Annotated in this window: 14 protein-coding genes and 1 pseudogene; 2 read left to right on the top strand and 13 right to left on the bottom strand. The window is 74.2% G+C overall.

The genetic code is table 11. The features are described from left to right. Positions 1-179: 179 nt before the first annotated feature. From murJ to ZF1_RS22910, 9 genes and pseudogenes are all read right to left on the bottom strand, one after another. Positions 180-2156 carry a murein biosynthesis integral membrane protein MurJ gene (murJ, locus tag ZF1_RS22870; RefSeq protein WP_357436812.1) on the bottom strand — a complete coding sequence of 659 codons (1977 nt, stop codon included), beginning with the start codon at positions 2154-2156 and terminating at the stop codon, positions 180-182. Between the two features lie 615 nt (positions 2157-2771). Then, a pseudogene (locus ZF1_RS22875) lies at positions 2772-4376 on the bottom strand (solute symporter family protein); the annotation flags it as partial. Beyond that, on the bottom strand, positions 4373-4738 hold the full coding sequence (locus tag ZF1_RS22880; protein ID WP_083658832.1) for a DUF485 domain-containing protein: 366 nt from the start codon (positions 4736-4738) through the stop codon (positions 4373-4375). The gene ZF1_RS22880 and the pseudogene ZF1_RS22875, both read right to left, overlap by 4 nt. Positions 4739-4893: 155 nt before the next feature. Continuing rightward, on the bottom strand, positions 4894-6180 hold the full coding sequence (locus ZF1_RS22885; protein ID WP_350590638.1) for a thymidine phosphorylase: 1287 nt from the start codon (positions 6178-6180) through the stop codon (positions 4894-4896). Continuing rightward, positions 6177-6578 carry a cytidine deaminase gene (locus ZF1_RS22890; protein WP_073576845.1) on the bottom strand — a complete coding sequence of 134 codons (402 nt, stop codon included), beginning with the start codon at positions 6576-6578 and terminating at the stop codon, positions 6177-6179. The genes ZF1_RS22885 and ZF1_RS22890 overlap by 4 nt, the downstream gene beginning before the upstream one ends. A 39-nt stretch (positions 6579-6617) precedes the next feature. Then, on the bottom strand, positions 6618-7853 hold the full coding sequence (locus ZF1_RS22895) for an ABC transporter permease (protein ID WP_100878700.1): 1236 nt from the start codon (positions 7851-7853) through the stop codon (positions 6618-6620). After that, positions 7850-8929: an ABC transporter permease gene (locus ZF1_RS22900; RefSeq protein ID WP_062397669.1), complete on the bottom strand. Its 1080-nt coding sequence runs from the start codon at positions 8927-8929 to the stop codon at positions 7850-7852. Before ZF1_RS22900 ends, ZF1_RS22895 begins: the two co-directional genes overlap by 4 nt. Next, the gene (locus ZF1_RS22905) at positions 8926-10437 is read right to left on the bottom strand and encodes an ABC transporter ATP-binding protein (RefSeq protein ID WP_073576401.1); all 1512 of its coding nucleotides are present in this window, start codon (positions 10435-10437) and stop codon (positions 8926-8928) included. Before ZF1_RS22905 ends, ZF1_RS22900 begins: the two co-directional genes overlap by 4 nt. Then, positions 10434-11582, bottom strand: a complete 1149-nt coding sequence (locus ZF1_RS22910; RefSeq protein ID WP_161151581.1) for a BMP family lipoprotein — start codon at positions 11580-11582, stop codon at positions 10434-10436. Before ZF1_RS22910 ends, ZF1_RS22905 begins: the two co-directional genes overlap by 4 nt. 193 nt (positions 11583-11775) lie before the next feature. On the opposite strand from ZF1_RS22910, the gene ZF1_RS22915 reads away from it, so the two are divergent. Then, positions 11776-12225 carry an SRPBCC family protein gene (locus tag ZF1_RS22915; RefSeq protein WP_482638312.1) on the top strand — a complete coding sequence of 150 codons (450 nt, stop codon included), beginning with the start codon at positions 11776-11778 and terminating at the stop codon, positions 12223-12225. 80 nt (positions 12226-12305) lie between these two features. Further along, on the top strand, positions 12306-13598 hold the full coding sequence (locus ZF1_RS22920; RefSeq protein ID WP_482638313.1) for a D-alanyl-D-alanine carboxypeptidase family protein: 1293 nt from the start codon (positions 12306-12308) through the stop codon (positions 13596-13598). 317 nt (positions 13599-13915) lie between these two features. Here the strand turns inward: ZF1_RS22920 and yhjD are convergent, their stop codons facing one another. From yhjD to ZF1_RS22940, 4 genes are all read right to left on the bottom strand, one after another. After that, on the bottom strand, positions 13916-14980 hold the full coding sequence (gene yhjD / locus ZF1_RS22925; protein ID WP_251784343.1) for an inner membrane protein YhjD: 1065 nt from the start codon (positions 14978-14980) through the stop codon (positions 13916-13918). 43 nt (positions 14981-15023) lie between these two features. Then, entirely contained in the window at positions 15024-16037 is a 1014-nt protein-coding gene (trpS, locus tag ZF1_RS22930; protein ID WP_062397676.1) for a tryptophan--tRNA ligase, read from the bottom strand. A 25-nt stretch (positions 16038-16062) separates the two neighbouring features. Continuing rightward, on the bottom strand, positions 16063-16965 hold the full coding sequence (locus ZF1_RS22935) for a winged helix-turn-helix transcriptional regulator (RefSeq protein ID WP_251784345.1): 903 nt from the start codon (positions 16963-16965) through the stop codon (positions 16063-16065). 197 nt (positions 16966-17162) lie between these two features. Next, the gene (locus ZF1_RS22940) at positions 17163-17339 is read right to left on the bottom strand and encodes a hypothetical protein (protein WP_346108427.1); all 177 of its coding nucleotides are present in this window, start codon (positions 17337-17339) and stop codon (positions 17163-17165) included. Between the last annotated feature and the right edge of the window lie 2 nt (positions 17340-17341).

Below are 17341 nucleotides of genomic sequence, written 5' to 3' on the forward strand. Positions count from 1 at the left end.
ACGGTCCCATCGTCTCCGCACCGCTGCCGGTGGACGGAGGTCGTCGTGGATCCTGCCCTCAGCTCCGCCCCAACCGCGCCCCGCACGCCCCGGCGGGGGTGCCCCCAGGGGAACTCTCGTAGCGCTCTAAGCCACGAAGGTTCCCCTGGGGGCACCCCGCGGGGGGCGACGCAGGAGGGTCAGCGGCGGGCGAGGCGGCGGAAGACGGCGTCGAGCTCGGACACCTTCAGCACCCGCATCCCGGCGACGGCCAGCGGCAGCGCGATCAGCGCGCCCCCGACCAGCAGGGTCCAGGCGCGAGCCACGTCCGGCCAGTCCTCCAGCACCGGGCCCAGCAGCCGGGTGAGACCCCAGGCGACGGCGGCGGCGACCGCGGAGGCGGACGCGACCTTGGCCAGGCACACCAGGACCTCGCCGGAGCGGGCCCGCCCGAGGCGGCGGCGCAGCAGCCACTGCCCGAGCACCGCGCCCCCGACGAACGAGACCCCGTTCGCCGCGGCGAGGCCGAGCACGACCTGCTCCGGCGGGAGCAGCAGCGGGCACGCCAGCAACAGCGGGATCTTGACCCCCACCATGCCGACCTGGATCAGCGTCGGGGTGCGGGCGTCGGTCATCGCGTAGAACACGCGCATCTGCAGCATCGTGACCGCGTAGGGCAGCAGCCCGAACGCCGACCAGGCGACGGCCTGACCGAGGCGCTCGGCCCCGGTCCCGCTGCCCGCCCCGACGGAGAACAGCGCGGTGCCCAGGGACGGGCCGAACGCCGTCATGACGGCCGCGATCGGGACGAGCCCGACGGTGGACAGGCGCGCGCCGAGCGAGAGGTCGGTGACGACCTGGTCGACGTCGCCCTTGGCCGCGGCGCGGCTCATCCGCGGCATCAGTGCGGTCAGCAGCGACACCCCGAGCACCCCGTACGGGACCTGGAGCAGCAGCCACGCGTTCATGTAGGTCGCGACCGACCCCTCGGACGCCGACGCGGCGACCCGGGTGGTGACGATGTAGCCGGCCTGCCCGACAAGCACGTAGGCCACGATCCACAGCGCCATCCCGCCGGCCAGCGACAGCCGCGGGTCCCAGCCCCACACCGGGCGGTAGCGGAACCCGATGCTGCGCATGAACGGGATGAGCACCAGTGCCTGGACGACGATGCCGAGCGTCGTCCCGACACCCAGCACCAGCAGCTTCGGGTCACCCATCCGGACCGGGTCGACCGAGATCTCCCCCGGCACGAGCACGTAGACGACGAGCACACCCAGCAGGACCAGGTTGTTGAGCACCGGCGCCCAGGCGAACGGCCCGAACACCTGTTTCGAGTTCAGGACCGCGCCGAGCAGCGCGCCGATGCCGTAGAAGAAGATCTGCGGCAGCAGCAGCCAGGCGAACGCCGTGGCCAGGGCCGGGTTGGCCTGCCCGGTGTCCCCCGAGCCGAGGTAGAGCCTCGTCAGCAGCGGGGCGGCGGCCATCGCGATCAGGGTCGCGACCAGCAACGCGGCCCCGACGACGGTGAGCAGACGCCGGGTGAAGCGTTCGCCGCCGTCGGCGTCCTCGGCCTGGGCGCGGACCAGCACCGGGATCATCACGCTGGTCAGGACCCCGCCGAGCAGCAGCTCGTAGACGATGTTCGGCAGCGTGTTCGAGATCGTGTAGGAGTCGTTGACGACCGCGAAGCCCAGCACCGCGACCAGCGCGAGGTTCCGGACGAAGCCGGTGAGCCTGCTGACCAGGCTGGCGATCGCGATCATGCCGGAGGAGCGGACGAGCGAGCCGGTGTGCTCCGCGCCGCCGGACGGTGTGGTCCCGGCGGGGTCGTCCCCGGACGTCCCCGGGGCCGGTGCTCCGCCGTCCCCGGGCGTCTCCCCCGCCGGCGCGGTGCCGTGCGAGGGCGTCCCCGGACCCGCGGCGGCGCCGTCCGGGCGCGCCGGGGGTGTGGGACGGCCGGGCGACGCGCCGGCCACCGGTCCCAGCGGGGTGGTCGGCTCCCCCGGGTCGGGGATCCGGCCGGGCCCGAGCGGACGGGTCACCTCGGCGGCCCCCTCCGGGGGCGTCCGCGGGGTCCGCCGGGCGTCGGGGCCCATCACCGGTCGGGGCAGCAGCTGGTGCCGCACCACCGCGGGGTGGGGCGCCCGCTCCGCCGCTCGTCGGTCCTCACGCATCGTCGTCCATCGTGCCGGATCGGAATCGTCGTGCCGACGCCCGCCCGGCACCGCGCCGTCACCCACCGGTGGGCGCACCGGCCCGGCGTCACGGCGCAGCGGCGGGCGTGTCACGGATCCGCCCGTCCCGGCGGCGCCCGCCGGCCACGGCCCGGCTCCGGCCGGCGGGCGTCGGCCGGGGGCCGGGGACGCGGCTCAGCGGGACGGCGTACCGGGCCCGGGCCGCTCCCGCCCCGGGCGCAACTGCGGGTCCCGCCCCGGGGCGGCCGGCGGCCGGTACGGACCCGCCGGCTGGCCGCCACCGGGCCGGGCGTCGCGCCACGGCCCGCCGTGGGGGCGTCCCGTGCGGAGAGGTGCGGCGGCACCGTCCGGCCGAGCGGTACGGGCCGCCCCACCGTCCGGACTCCGGTGCGGCGCGGGCCCGGCCGGGCCTCGGTGCACCGCGGGACCGGCCGGGCCCGGGTGGGCCGCAGGACCGTCGGGGCGCGGGTGGGCACCGTGACCGGCGGGGTCTGGGTGGGCTCCGTGACCGGTGGGGACCGGGGTTACGCCGTGACCGGCGGGGGCCGGGTGGGCACCGTGGCCGGTGGGGAGCGGCGCCGGCAGGCCCTCGGGCACCGCACGTTGCAGTCCGGCCCCGGTCAGCGCCCGGACCGACATCTGCGCATGCCCGGCGGCGTCGGGGCGTTCGCGGCCCAGGACGGAGCCGAGGTAGCCGAGCAGGAAGCCCGCCGGGACCGACACCAGGCCCGGGTTCGCCAGCGGGAACCACGCGAAGTCGAGGTCGGGCAGCATCGCCGTCGGCGCCCCGGACACCGCGGGCGAGAACACGATGAGTGTCAGCGTGACGGTGAGGCCGCCGTACATGCTCCACAGGGCACCGGTCGTGGTGAACCCCTTCCAGAACAGCGAGTACAGCAGCGTCGGCAGGTTCGCCGAGGCGGCCATCGCGAAGGTCAGGGCGGCCAGGAACGCGATGTTCTGGCCGTTGGCCAGGATGCCCCCGGCGATGCCGACGAGCCCGATGACGACGGTGGTCAGCCGGGCGACGCGGACCTCCTCGGCCGCGGTGGCCTGCCCGCGGCGCAGCAGCTGGGCGTACACGTCGTGGGCGAACGCGGCCGCGGCGGTGATCATCAGACCGGCGACGACCGCGAGGATCGTCGCGAAGGCGACCGCCGAGACCAGCGCCAGCATCACCGGCCCGCCGATCTGCAGTGCCAGCAGCGGCGCCGCCGAGTTCACCCCGCCTGGCGCGGCGAGGATCGCCTCCGGCCCGACCAGCGCCGTGGCGCCGTACCCGAGCGCCAGTACCAGCAGGAAGAACGCGCCGATCAGCCAGATCGCCCACACGACCGACTTCCGGGCCTGCCGGGCGTCGGGGACGGTGTAGAAGCGCATGAGGATGTGCGGGAGCCCGGCCACACCGAGGACACCGCCGACGGCCAGTGACAGCAGGTCCAGGTTGGCCGTCAGGCCACCGCCGTACAGCAGCCCCGGGGACAGCACGGCCTCGCCGCGCGGGTGGTTCGCGACCGCCGCGGTCAGCAGCGCGGGCAGGCTCAGACCGGTCGTGCCGAGCACGAACGCGGCCATGATCATCCCGGTCGCCAGCAGCAGGACCGCCTTCACGATCTGGATCCAGGTCGCGCCGCTCATCCCGCCGATCAGCACGTACCCGATGACCACGGCCCCGACCCCGGCGATCGTCGCGGACTGCCCGGCGCGGTCGGTGATGTTCAGCAGCAGCGCGAGCAGGCCGCCCGCGCCCGCGAGCTGGCCGAGCAGGTACAGCGTGGAGATCACCACCGCCGAGGTCGCGGCGGCCGCGCGCACCGGGCGCTGCCGCAACCGGTAGCTGAGGACGTCGGCCATCGTGTAGCGACCGGTGTTGCGCAGCATCTCGGCGACGAAGAACAGCGCCACCAGCCAGGCGACGAAGGCGACGACGGCGTAGAGGAACCCGTCGGGACCGGCGACGGCGACCGCGCCGACGATGCCGAGGAACGTCGCGGCCGACAGGAAGTCCCCGGACAGGGCCAGGCCGTTCTCCGGACCGGTGAAGCCGCTGCCCGCGGTGTAGTAGTCCCGGGCCGCCGACGAGCGCCGCCGCACCCGCAGCACCAGGACGAAGGCCAGGAGGATGAACGACGAGAAGACCAGGATGTTGAGCAGCGGGTCCCCGGGGGCCGGGGACACGGCCGCGACGGCTGCGGTCACCGGTGGCCCCGCTCGAGACGCTCACGGATCTCGTCGGCGAGCGGGTCGAGCCGGCGGCCGGCGTACCGGACGTACAGCGCGGTGATCGCGAACGTCGTGACGAACTGCCCGATGGCCAGCACCAGCGCCAGCGTGAGGTCGCCGAGCACCCGGGTGCCGAGCAGCCCGGGCGCCCAGGCGCTGAGCCCCACGAACAGGAACAGCCAGCCCAGGAAGCCCGCGGTCGCCGGCAGCACGAAACGCAGCAGGCGCGCGCGGAGCTCGCGGAAGTCCTCGCTCGCCTCGGCCGTGGTCCAGACGTCGGGGCCCGCCGTCACCCCCGCGCGGTCCGGTGACACGGGGACGTGGCTGGGGGACGGCATCGTCGCCGGCGAACGGTTCACACTGTGCGTAACGGACGGAGACACCGAGAGTTACGTTTCGTCACGAATGCGGCACGCGGACGCAGGAAGATCTGTCACGTCCCGTCAGCCACCTGACGCCGTTCGGGATCGCATGCGACCCCGGCCGGGCCGGGTCAGCTGCCCCGGCGGACGTCGAGGACGAGGTCCCGCTCGGGCGGCGGGTCCGTGGTGATCATCAGTGCCGCTCCCGCGAGCAGCCGGCGGGCGGTGGGGAGCCGGGCGTCGTCGTCGGTGTGCAGCTCGGCGAGCGGGGTGCCGGGACGGACCTCGTCGCCCGGGTCGACCAGCAGCCGGACCCCGGCCCCGGCCTGTACCGGGTCCTCCTTGCGGGCGCGCCCGGCTCCGAGCCTCCAGGCCGCCGTGCCGACGGCGAGCGCGTCGGCCCCGGCGAAGATCCCGGACCGCTCGGCGACGACCGTCTCGACGTGCGTGGCCACCGGCAGCGGTGCGGACGGGTCCCCGCCCTGCGCGGCGATCATCCGCTCCCACACGTCGTACGCGGCACCGGAGGCGAGCACGGCGGCCGGGTCGGCGTCGGGCAGACCGGCGAGGGCGAGCATCTCCGTGGCCAGCGCGACGGTGAGCGACACCAGGTCGGCCGGTCCCCCACCACGCAGCACCTCGACCGACTCGGCGACCTCCAGGGCGTTGCCGACGCAGCGGCCCAGCGGGCGGGACATGTCGGTGAGCAGCGCGGTGGTCGGGAGGCCGTGGGCGGCCCCGATCGCGGTCATCGCGTCGGCGAGCTCCCCGGCGCGCGGCAGGGTCTTCATGAACGCGCCGGACCCCACCTTCACGTCGAGGACCAGCCCGCCGGTGCCCTCGGCGAGCTTCTTGCTCATGATCGAGCTGGCGATCAGCGGGACGGACTCGACGGTGCCGGTGACGTCGCGCAGCGCGTAGAGCCGCTTGTCGGCGGGGGCGAGCGTGGGCGTCGTCGCGCAGACGACCGCGCCGACCTCGCGCAGCTGCGCGGTGATCTCGTCGGTGGTCAGCGAGGCGCGCCAGCCGGGGACGGCCTCCAGCTTGTCCAGGGTGCCGCCGGTGTGGCCGAGCCCGCGTCCGGACAGCTGCGGCACCGCCGCCCCGCAGGCCGCGACGAGCGGCGCCAGCGGCAGCGTGATCTTGTCCCCGACGCCGCCGGTGGAGTGCTTGTCGACCAGCGGGCGTCCGACGTCGCCGAAGTCGAGGACCTCGCCGGAGTCGATCATCGCCTGGGTCCAGTGCGCGATCTCGCCGGGCTCCATGCCGTTGAGCAGGATCGCCATGGCCAGCGCGGCCATCTGCTCGTCGGCCACCTCGCCGCGGGTGTAGGCGTCGACCACCCAGTCGATCTGGGCCCTCGACAGGGTGCGGCAGTCGCGCTTGGCCGCGATGACCTCGACCGCGGAGAAGCTCACGGGAGATCCTCCGGGCCGAACGCGTCGGGCAGCACCTCGGTGAACGGCAGCACCCCGCGCGGGGTGTCGCAGAGCAGGGCGGCGCCGCCGAACTCGTGGAGCACCTGGCGGCAGCGTCCGCACGGCATGAGCAGGTCGCCGTCGCCGGAGCGGCAGGCGACCGCGAGCAGCCGTCCGCCGCCGGAGAGGCGCAGCTGCCCGGCGAGGGTCACCTCTGCGCAGACGCCGAGACCGTAGGAGGCGTTCTCGACGTTGCAGCCGGTGACCACCCGCCCGTCGTCGACGAGTGCGGCCGCGCCGACGCGCAGCCGGGAGTACGGCGCGTACGCCCAGGCCGCGGCCTGCACCGCGGCGGCCCGCAGGGCGTCCCAGTCCGGGACGGGCGCGTCGGGCCGCATCATGTCCGCGCCCGCTCCGGACGGTCCCCCGCCTGCCATCTAGCGTCCCTCCCCGCGCCGGTACGGCTCGCCGAGCCGGGCCGGTGGTCGTAGTCGTTGCGAGGCCGCCGCGAGCACGATCAGCGTGACGAGCTGCGGGGCGTAGGAGGCGAACTCGCTGGGCACGGTGTCGACCGACCAGTAGACCGCGTACACCAGCAGCCCCGCGACGAGCGCGACGGCGGCGGCGGTCCACATCCGGCGGATCGCCCACAGCACCGCGACGACGACCGCGACCAGCGTCGCGCCGTAGAGCAGCGCGTGCACCGCCTCACCGCCGGCACGCAGCTGCAGGCCGTCGACGTAGCCGAACAGCGCCGAGCCGACGAGCAGCCCGGCGGGCCGCCAGTTGCCGAAGATCATCGCGGCGAGGCCGATGTACCCGCGGCCGCCGACCTGGTTCTCCAGGTAGCCGAGCTGGCCGGGGTTGAGCACCAGGGCCGCACCGCCGAGCCCGGCGAGCGCGCCGGAGATCGTGACCGCGACGTACTTGTGCAGCACCACGTTCACGCCGAGCGACTCCGCCGCGACCGGCGACTCGCCCGCGCTGCGCAGCCGCAGCCCGAACGCCGTCCGCCACAGCACGAGGTAGCTCACCGGGACCAGCGCGACCCCGATGACCAGGATCGGCGTCAGGCCGGTGACCAGCCCGGACAGCAACCCGGCGAGGTCGGAGACGAACACCCGTTGCTGGGCCTCCAGCGCCGCGAGGCCCTCGGAGACCCCGGGGATCGAGAACTCGGTGAAGCCCTCCAGCCGCGGGGACTGGCGCGGGTTCTGCGAGACCGGGGTGAAGACCAGCGTCGCCAGGTACTTCGTCAGCCCCGTCCCGAGCAGGGTGATCGCGACGCCGGAGACGATGTGATTGACGTTGAACGTCACCGTCGCGACGGCGTGCAGCAGCCCGCCGAGCGCGCCGAACACCAGCCCGCCGAGCATCGCCGCCCACGGCCCCCACTGGTAGCCGGCCCAGGCCGCGCCCCAGGTGCCGAGCACCATCATGCCCTCGAGGCCGATGTTGATGATCCCGGCGCGTTCGGCCCAGAGGCCGCCCAGGCCGGCGAGCAGGATCGGCAGCCCCAGCCGCACCGCGGCGGACGCGGTGCCACCGGAGGTCAGCTGGATCTGGCCGGTCAGCGTCACCGTGACGGACAGGACGGCGACGAGCACGGCCGCGATCAGCGCCGACCGGGCCCAGCCGGGCAGAGACCGCGCACGATCCAGCACCGCGGTCACGACGACACCTCCGCGGGTTGCGGTGCGGGGGCCGCCGCGGCGACCCGCCGTTGCTCGGCCCGGCGCTCGACCCGGCGGACGACCTCGTAGGCGACGACCACCGACAGCACGATCAGGCCCTGCATGATCAGTACGATCTCCCGCGGGATGCCGACGACGTCGAGCGCCACCGCGGACTTGTCCAGGAACGCCCACAGCAGCGCGCCCAGCGCGATGCCGACGGGGTGGTTGCGGCCCAGCAGCGCGATCGCGATGCCGGTGAAGCCGTAGCCCTGCGGCGAGGACAGCGTGTAGGCGTGGTCGCGCCCGAGCAGCTCGGGCAATCCGACCAGCCCGGCGACCGCACCGGAGAGCAGCAGCGCGACGACGATCGTGCGGCGCGCGTTCACCCCGCCGGTCGCGGCGGCCGTCGCCGACTCGCCGGAGGCGCGCAGCTCGAAGCCGAACCGGGTGCGTCCGAGCAGGAACCAGTAGCCGATGCCCAGCGCGGCCGCGACGAACACCATCCCGAAGATCGCGCCGTTGCCGACCGGGATACCGGGGAACCAGCCCGACTCGGGGATCGGCGGGGTGGTGATGTTGTTGCCGCGCAGCTCGCCGAAGGTCTCGGCGCGGATCAGGTAGGCGATCAGCCCGGTGGCGATCGCGTTCAGCATGATCGTCGAGATGACCTCGGAGACGCCGCGGTAGGCCTTGAGCAGCGCCGGGATCGCGACCCAGGCGGCGCCGGTCAGCAGCGCCACCACCATGATCAGCACGGTGTGCAGGACGGGCGGGAGCGCCACCGTCCCGCCGACGATCGCGGCGACGCAGGCGGCGACCCGGAACTGGCCCTCGACGCCGATGTTGAACAGCCGCATCTGGAAGCCGATCGCGACGGCCAGGGCGGCGAGGTAGTAGACGGCGGCGGAGTTCACGGTGTCCACGACGACCGTGCCCGACCCGACCTGCGCGAGGATGGTGGTGACCGCCGTCCACGGCGACGCCCCGCTGATCACGAGTGCGACCCCGCAGAGCAGGGCGGCGACCGCGATCGCGAGGACGGGCGCGACGACGGCGCCCCGCAGCCGGCTCACGTGGCGGCTCCGGTCATCTTGGTACCCAGCTCCTCGGGGGTCACGGTCGCGGGATCGGCGGTGCCGACCAGCCGCCCGCCGGAGATGACGGCGAGGGTGTCGGACAGGCCGATCAGCTCGTCGAGGTCGGCCGAGACCAGCAGCACCGCGAGCCCGGCCGCGCGGGCGCGGCGCAGCTCGGCCCAGATGCCTGCCTGTGCGCCGACGTCGACACCGCGGGTCGGGTGGGCCGCGATGAGCAGCACCGGGTCGCCGGACAGCTCCCGTCCGACGACGAGCTTCTGCTGGTTGCCACCGGACAGCGCGGCCGCCATGACGTCGATTCCGGGGGTACGCACGTCGAAGTCGCGCACGATCCGCTCGGTGTCGGTGCGCGCGGCGGCGGTGTCCAGCAGCCCGCGCCGGGCGATCGGCGGCCGGGACTGGAACCCGAGGATCCGGTTCGCCCACAGCGGCTGCTCGCCGAGCAGGGCGTGGCGGGACCGGTCCTCGGGGACGTAGCCGATGCCGGCCTCGCGGCGGGCCATCGTGGAGTTCGCCGAGATGTCGGTGCCGTTCAGCAGCACCCGGCCACGGGCGTGCCTGCGCATCCCCATGACCGTCTCGACGAGCTCGGTCTGGCCGTTGCCCTCGACGCCGGCGATGCCCAGCACCTCACCGGCGTGCACGACGAGGTCGACGCCGTCGAGCAGGTCGCGGCCGCCGTCCGGGCTCGTCAGCCCGAGGCCCTCGACGCGCAGCACCTCGCGGTCGGTCACGGTCGACTCGCGGGTCTCCGGCGAGGGCAGCTCCGAGCCGACCATCATCTCCGCCAGCTCGCGGTTGGTCACGGTCAGCGGGTCCGCGGTGCCGACCGTGCGGCCGCGGCGGATCACGGTGATCCGGTCGGCGACGGCGCGGACCTCGTCGAGCTTGTGCGAGATGAACAGGAACGTGTAGCCGTCGCCCTGCATCCGGCGCACGGTCGCGAACAGCTCGTCGACCTCCTGCGGGACCAGCACCGCGGTCGGCTCGTCGAGGATCACCGTGCGGGCGCCGCGGTAGAGCACCTTCAGGATCTCGATGCGCTGCCGGTCGGCGACGCCGAGGTGCTCGACGAGCGCGTCCTGCCGGGCGGCGAGCCCGACGGTCGCGGACAGCTCGGTGATCCGCGCCCGGGCCGCCTTCCCGATGCCGTGCAGGCGCTCGGCGCCGAGCAGCACGTTCTCGGCGACGGTCAGGTTGTCGGCCAGCATGAAGTGCTGGTGGACCATCCCGATCCCCGCGGCGATGGCGTCGGCGGGGCTGCGGAAGTGCGTGTCCGCCCCGTCGACGACGATCGTGCCCTCGTCGGGCGTCTGCATCCCGTAGAGGATCTTCATCAGGGTCGACTTGCCGGCCCCGTTCTCGCCGCAGAGGGCGTGGACCTCACCGTGGGTGACGGTGAGGTCCACGCCGTCGTTCGCGACGACGCCGGGGAACCGCTTGGTGATCCCGCGCAGTTCGACCGCGTGGCGCTCGTCGGTCACTTCGTGGACGTGACGTCGATCTGTCCGGCGATGATCGCGGCCTTGTACGCCTCGAGCTGCGGGACGATGTCGTCGACCTGGCCACCGGAGGTGGAGTAGCCGACACCGTTGTTGGCGAGGTCGAATCGCGCCGGGAGCGTCGCGACGGCGTTGCCCGCGACCGCGTTGATGTACTCGTAGACCGCCACGTCGACCCGCTTGATCATCGACGTCATGATCGTGTCGCGGACCTGCGTCAGCTGCGGCGAGTTGTACTGGTCGGAGTCGACGCCGATGGCCTTCTTCTGCGCGGTCTGCGCGGCCGCGAAGACACCCTGGTTCGACTGGCCCGCCGCGGCGAAGGCGATGTCGGCGCCGCCGTCGTACTGGCCGGATGCGATCTCGGTGGCGCGGGTGGCGTCGTTGAAGCCGGTGAAGTCGCCGGCCGGGGAGATGTAGGCAGACTCGACGTCGATCTGCGGCGCGACGGCCTTGGCACCCTGCTCGTAGCCGGCGTCGAACTTCTGGATCAGCGGGTTGTCGACGCCGCCGATGAACCCGACCTTGCAGGTCGAGGTCTTCAGCGCGGCCGCGGCGCCGACCAGGAACGAGCCCTGCTCCTCGGCGAAGACCAGCGGCTTGACGTTGGGCAGGTCGACCGTGTCGTCGTCGACGATGGCGAACTGGATGTTCGGGAACTCGGTCGCGACGGTCTTCACGCCGGTGGCGTAGTTGAAGCCGACCGCGACGATCGGGTTGAACCCGCCCTGGGCGAGCTGGCGGAGGCGGTTGGTGCCCGCGTCCTCGCTCTCCCCCGCCTGGGCTGTCGCCTCGCGCGTGTTGGCCTTCTGGAGCCCCAGCTCGGCGACGGCGCGGTCGAGGCCGGCGGCCGCCGCGTCGTTGAACGAGGCATCGCCACGGCCGCCGATGTCGTAGGCCAGCCCGACCTTGAGCCGGCTCGCGTCCGCCTTCGGAGCCTCCGGCGCCGGCTGGGCCGAGGCTGCCGGGACCGACGGCGGCGCGACGCGCTCGCACTCCCCGGCCTGGGCGCCGTCGCCCCCGCCGGTGTCGCGGGCACAGCCCGCGAGCGTGAGTGCCGCCGCGGCCACGAGCGCGATCGCGGTCGCGTACCGGCCCCTGCCTCCGATGCGCTGGTTGATCCGCACGAGGTGACCTCCCCCTCCGGCGCCACCGCTCGGCGGCGCATGTCCGGACGGGACGGTAACCGCTGGACAACGGTTTCGGCAGAACTCGAAACACGGCCGTGACGCGGAATCGTCGAGCGGTTGACGGACGGTACCGTCCGCACACCCGGACGATCTTGTACCCGGGAGGTGACGCAGTCTCGGAGGAGGATCGATGGATCGCGCGGAACGTACGGTGCAGGCCCCGCCGGAGCGGGTGTGGGAGCTGGTCTCGGACATCACCCGGGCCGGTGAGTGGAGCCCGGAGGCCACCGGGGGACGGTGGCGCGGCGACGCGACCGGGCCCGCCGTGGGCGCGAGGTTCACCGGGGGCAACCGGCACGGACGGATCCGCTGGTCCACGCACTGCCGCGTCACCGAGTGCGAGCCGGCCCGCCGGTTCACCTTCGTCGTGACCGAGTCGCGCACGGCCTGGGGCTGGGTCCTGGAGCCGGCCGGGGACGGGGCGACGACCGTCGTCGCCTGGCGGGAGAAGACCGGCGAGGCGGCGCTGCCGGTACGGCTGCTGCAGCGCAGCGGGATCCTGGGCCGGGACCGCGAGGCCCTGATGCGCGACGGGCTGGAGCGCAGCCTGGACCGGGTCAAGGAGATCGTCGAGCGCTGACCGTGCCGCGGGGCGCGGTCCGTGGTGCCGGGCCCGCAGCGGGCGGCCCGTTCCGCCGGGCCGTGGGTCATGCTGCAACGGTGACGACCCCCGCCGGCCCGGGCTCCCCGCGCCGACCCGCCGCCCGGCTGCTCGTTCCCGTCGTCGTGGCGCTCGCGCTGGCCGGGGCGGCGGGCACCGCGCCGGTCGCCTCCGCCGCTCCGGTCGCGGTCGCCGCGGGCTGCCCGGGGCAGGAGGTCCCGCCCGGCCCGCCCGCGCGGGAGGAGACGGTGCCCGTCCCCCCGCTGCCGGTGCCGTCGCCACCGGTCGGCGGGCTCGGCGGCTGCGGTGACACCCACGCCGGGCCGGCGCCGCCCCCGCCGGTCGGGGTCGCGTCGTACGTCGTCGCCGACCTCGACTCGGGTGCGGTGCTCGCCGCCCGGGCCCCGCACGCGCGGCAGCGTCCGGCGTCGACGATCAAGCTGTTGCTCGCGCTGGTCGTCGACGAGCGGCTGCCGATGGACCGGGTGGTCGTGGGCACCGCCGAGGACGGAGATGTCGACGGCAGCCGGGCCGGGATCGGTCCCGGCGGGCGCTACACGGTCGACCAGCTGCTGCACGGGCTGCTGCTGTCCTCGGGCAACGACGCCGCGAACGCCCTGGCCCGCGAACTCGGCGGGGTCCCCGCGACGCTGGCCGCCATGCGCGACGAGGCCCGCCGCCTCGGTGCCCTGGACACCCGTCCCGCGACACCCTCCGGCCTCGACGGCCCGGGGATGTCCGCCTCGGCCTACGACCTGGGCCTGCTGCTGCGCGCCGCACTGGAGCGCCCGCGGATCGCGGCCGCGCTGACCACCCGGAGCATCCCGTTCCCCGGGTTCGCCGACAAGCCCGGCTTCCTGCTCGGCAACGACGACCGGCTCCTCGGTGCCCCCGGCTTCCTCGGCGGCAAGAACGGGTTCACCGACGCCGCCCGGCACACCTTCGTCGGCGCGATGGAGCGCGACGGGCGACGGCTGGTCGTCGCCGTCGTGCGCGGCGAGCCCCGGCCGGTGCTGATGGTCGACCAGGCCCGCGCCCTGCTGGACTGGGGCTTCGGCGCCCCGGCCACCGGGATCGGGACGCTGGTCGAGCCGGGCACCACGGGCTCCGCCGACGGCTCGGACACGCCCCCGGGCGCCGCGGCCCCCGCGGGCGGGGCAGGCGGCGCGGACGGCGCAACGGGATCCGGGGGCGCGGACGGGGCGACGCGAAGCGCCGACGGGGCGACGGCGACCGGCGCCCCGGATCCCGCGGGTGCTGCGCCGGTCCCCGCCGCGGTGCTGGTCGGCGGGGTCGCCGCGCTCGCCGGCGTCGGGGCGCTGGTGGCCGCGCGGCTGCGCCGGCGCCGTTGACCTGCGGCAGACGCCCGGGAAACCCGACCGGGTCGGCGTCGGCTCGCCCGGTGCCCGAGGGCAGGGGTGCACCCTTCTGGGAATCCGCTTACCGGGTAAGCGGATTCGTCGGACGACGTCCCCGGATCTCGGGTCCGCGGGACCGTTCACGGGGCGAAGGAGTTCGTCGGGGCCTGTACCGGGAGAACCGGCCGAGACGGCACAGGCTCACCCCTGCGCCCGAGGGCCGGGCCACACCCTCCTGCGAACTCGCTTACCGGGTAAGCGAATTCGTCGGGATCACGTCCTTCGAGATCGGGGCGGGACGGCGATCCGGGTCAGCGCCGCCGGCGCCCCAGGGCCCGCAGGCCGAGTGCCCCGCCGATCAGACCCGCGGTGACCAGGCCCGCCGACGCGAGCGCGCCCGGGCCGTCCCGGACGACGTACTGCGGCCGGATGATCGCCGGGGCGGGCAGGTCGCGGTAGCCCAGGTCGTTCTCCTCGGCGCTGGCGGCCCAGGCCGTCACGAACAGCAGGAACCGCGAGGTGAAGAAGATGAAGACCAGCAGACCGAGGATCGATCCGAAAGCCGCACCGGCCGCGGAGTTCGTGACCGAGCCGAGGTAGATCACCATCACCCGCTGCAGGATCGCGAACCCGATCGCGCCGATCAGCGCGGCCCTGGCCGCGCTGCGCAGGGACACGGGCTCGCGCGGCAGCCGGGCGATCACCCAGAGGAACACCAGCCAGTTCCCGGCGAGCACGAGCAGGAACGAGGCGATGCTCAGCAGCACGCGTGCCCACGTCGCCTCGCCGAGGCCGACCAGGTCGAGCAGGAACCTCCCCGCCGCGCCACCGATCGAGGAGATCGCGAACGACAGCACCAGGGCCAGCCCGAGCCCGACCAGGGCGAGCAGGTCGAACGCCAGCCGCTTGATCATCGGCGGGGCATCGTCCCGCTGGCCCCACTGCTCGGTCAGCGCCTCGCGCAGGTTGCTCATCCAGCCGATGCCCGAGTACAGCGCGCCGACCAGACCGATCAGACCGATCGCCCCGGCCCGGTCGATCGCGGTCTGCACGATCCCGCCGAGCAGTTCGCCGATCTGGCCCGGCGCGGCCGACTGGATCGCCTGGCGCAGGGAGTCGAGGAGCTCAGGGTTCCCGCGCAGCACGAACCCGGCCGCCGCGAACCCGACCATCAGCAGCGGTACCAGCGCCAGGATGGAGAAGTAGGTGATCGCCGCGGCGTAGTGGTCGCCGTGGTTCTCGGTGTAGCGCTCCCCCGCCCGGACCAGGTGGTCGAGCCACGGATGCTTCTCCCGCTGGCGGTCGAGGAAGGTCTCGGTCTCCTCCTCGTCGGTCTCCAGCCGGTGCGCGATCGTGGCAGCGCGGTTCTCGGCCATCATTCCCCCGGTTCGGTGGTTCTCCCCGCCCCGGGAGCGTCGCTCAGGCGGGCGGGAGGAACCCGATCCTCTCGTGAACCGCGGCCAGTGTCGCGCCGGAGACCTCACGCGCACGGGTGGCACCGCGCGCGAGCACCCGGTCGAGCTCGGCCGGATCGGCCAGGTAGCCGTTCACCTTCTCCGCGAACGGCTCCGCGAACGCGGCGACGATCTCGCCCAGGTCCTTCTTCAGGTCGCCGTAGCCGCGGCCGACGTACTCGGCCTCGACCTCGGCCACCTTCCGGTCGGTCATCGCCGCGTTGATGGTGAGCAGGTTCGCGATGCCCGGCTTGTTCTCCGGGTCGAAGCGGATCTCGCGCTCGTTGTCGGTCACCGCGGAGCGGATCTTCTTGGCCGAGGTCCGCGGCGGGTCGAGGAGCTCCACGATCCCGCTGGGCGACGACGCCGACTTGCTCATCTTCGCCGTCGGGTCCTGCAGGTCGTAGATCTTCGCCGTGGCCTGCGGGATGTGCGGCTCGGGCACCCGGAACGTCTCGCCGAAGCGGTGGTTGAACCGCTGCGCGAGATTGCGGGTCAGCTCCAGGTGCTGGCGCTGGTCCTCGCCGACCGGGACGCGGTCGGCCTGGTAGAGCAGGATGTCCGCGGCCTGCAGGATCGGGTACGTGAACAGCCCGACCGTCGCCCGGTCGGTGCCCTGCTTGGCGGACTTGTCCTTGAACTGGGTCATCCGGCCGGCCTCGCCGAAGCCGGTGATGCACTCCAGGATCCAGGACAACCGCGCGTGCTCCGGGACGTGCGACTGCACGAACAGCGTGCAGCGGTCCGGGTCGAGCCCCAGCCCGAGCAGCTGCGCGGCCGCGACCCGGGTACGCCGGGCCAGCTCGGCCGGGTCGTGCTCCACCGTGATCGCGTGCAGGTCCACGACGCAGTAGAACGCCTCGTGGTCGTCCTGCAGGGCCACCCACTGCCGCAGCGCACCCAGGTAGTTGCCGAGGTGGAACGAGTCGGCCGTGGGCTGGATCCCGGACAGCACGCGGGGACGGTGGGCGTCGTTCATGCCCGCCATCGTTCCCTACCGTCCGTCATCTCGGGCGCACCGGGGACACCGAGTCCCGGGCGAACGCCCGCCCGCACTGCTCGCAGTCCAGCCGCACGCAGAGCGGCTGCCCGCAGGCCCGGTGGCGGATCGTGAGGTCGATCGGGGCGCCGTCCCCGCCGCACCAGCGGTGCGACCACTCGACCAGGCAGGCGTGGATCGGGAAGCTGGCCCGGCCCTTGTCGGTGAGGCGGTACTCGCCGTCGCCGCTGCGGCTGAGCACCCCGAGCGCGACGAAGCGGCGCAGCCGGTCCGACAGCACCTCCGGGGAGATCGCCAGCTCGTGGGCGAAGCAGTTGAACGCCCGGATCCCGGTGAGCGCGGCGCCGAGGACGGCGGCACCCCACCGGTCGCCGATGATCTCCATCGCACCGGGCAGGAACGAGAGCGGGTCGACGGGCAGCGTGCCGCGGGTGCGCCGCGGGTGTCTGCGGGCCAGCAGGTCCAGCCCCGGCGCCCACGGCTCGCGCTCGACCTCGGTGTCCCGCGGCCCGACCGCGCCGCCGCAGGCCGCACAGCACACCCGCACCCGGGTGGGGCGGCCGCAGTCGCGGTGCACGATCTCGGGGAGCGGGACCTCCCGCGGGACCCAGGTCTTCTCCCAGTCCCAGGTGCAGATCAGCAGCTTCCAGATGTCGCCGCCGCGCTCGGTGAGGGCGTAGCCGCGGCGCTCGCGGGCACCGTCGGCGTAGCTGCGGGGCTCGAGCAGACCCGCGTCGACGAGACCGCGCAGCCGCGCCGACAACGTCGCGTCGGAGATGTTGAGGGTCTCCCGCCACTCCGCGTACCGGCTGACGCCGAGGAAGGCGCGCTGCAGGATCAGCAGCGTCCAGGTGTCGGCGAGCAGGCCGAGACCGCGCCCCACGGCGCCCAGCTCCTGCGGCCGCACCCGCTCGCCTCCCTTGACCCCGGACTGCTCAAGATCGTACCGTTGGCCTCACTCTGCCGATCGAAGCCGCGCCTCCGGGCCCGGCCGGCGGCGGGGTGGGCCGGATCGGGGGGTCGGCCCACCGGCCGGGGCGGACGTCCTGCGACAGCGCGGTGAGGGGGCTGCGGCAGCCGCGGGGCGTCGTCCCGGTCAGCACGTCATCCGTTCTCCCGGTCCTTCTCGTGCTCCGGGTCCTCGGGCCGTGGGGCCGGCTCGACCGTCACCACGCCCTTGTCGAGGTCGATCGGGCCCAGCCGCCACTGCTGTCCGCCCTGCGCGGCGTCCGAGTCCTCGTGCATCCGCTTCCGCGGGAACATCTCTCCGAGTACACCCATAC

This window comes from Pseudonocardia sp. ZF1 (assembly GCF_056835605.1).

Coding starts and splice junctions, on each gene's coding strand:
- murJ (WP_357436812.1), bottom strand. CDS start 2,156: ATGCGTGAGGACCGACGAGCGGCGGAGCGGGCGCCCCACCCCGCGGTG.
- ZF1_RS22880 (WP_083658832.1), bottom strand. CDS start 4,738: ATGCCGTCCCCCAGCCACGTCCCCGTGTCACCGGACCGCGCGGGGGTG.
- ZF1_RS22890 (WP_073576845.1), bottom strand. CDS start 6,578: ATGCGGCCCGACGCGCCCGTCCCGGACTGGGACGCCCTGCGGGCCGCC.
- ZF1_RS22915 (WP_482638312.1), top strand. CDS start 11,776: ATGGATCGCGCGGAACGTACGGTGCAGGCCCCGCCGGAGCGGGTGTGG.
- yhjD (WP_251784343.1), bottom strand. CDS start 14,980: ATGGCCGAGAACCGCGCTGCCACGATCGCGCACCGGCTGGAGACCGAC.
- trpS (WP_062397676.1), bottom strand. CDS start 16,037: ATGAACGACGCCCACCGTCCCCGCGTGCTGTCCGGGATCCAGCCCACG.
- ZF1_RS22940 (WP_346108427.1), bottom strand. CDS start 17,339: ATGGGTGTACTCGGAGAGATGTTCCCGCGGAAGCGGATGCACGAGGAC.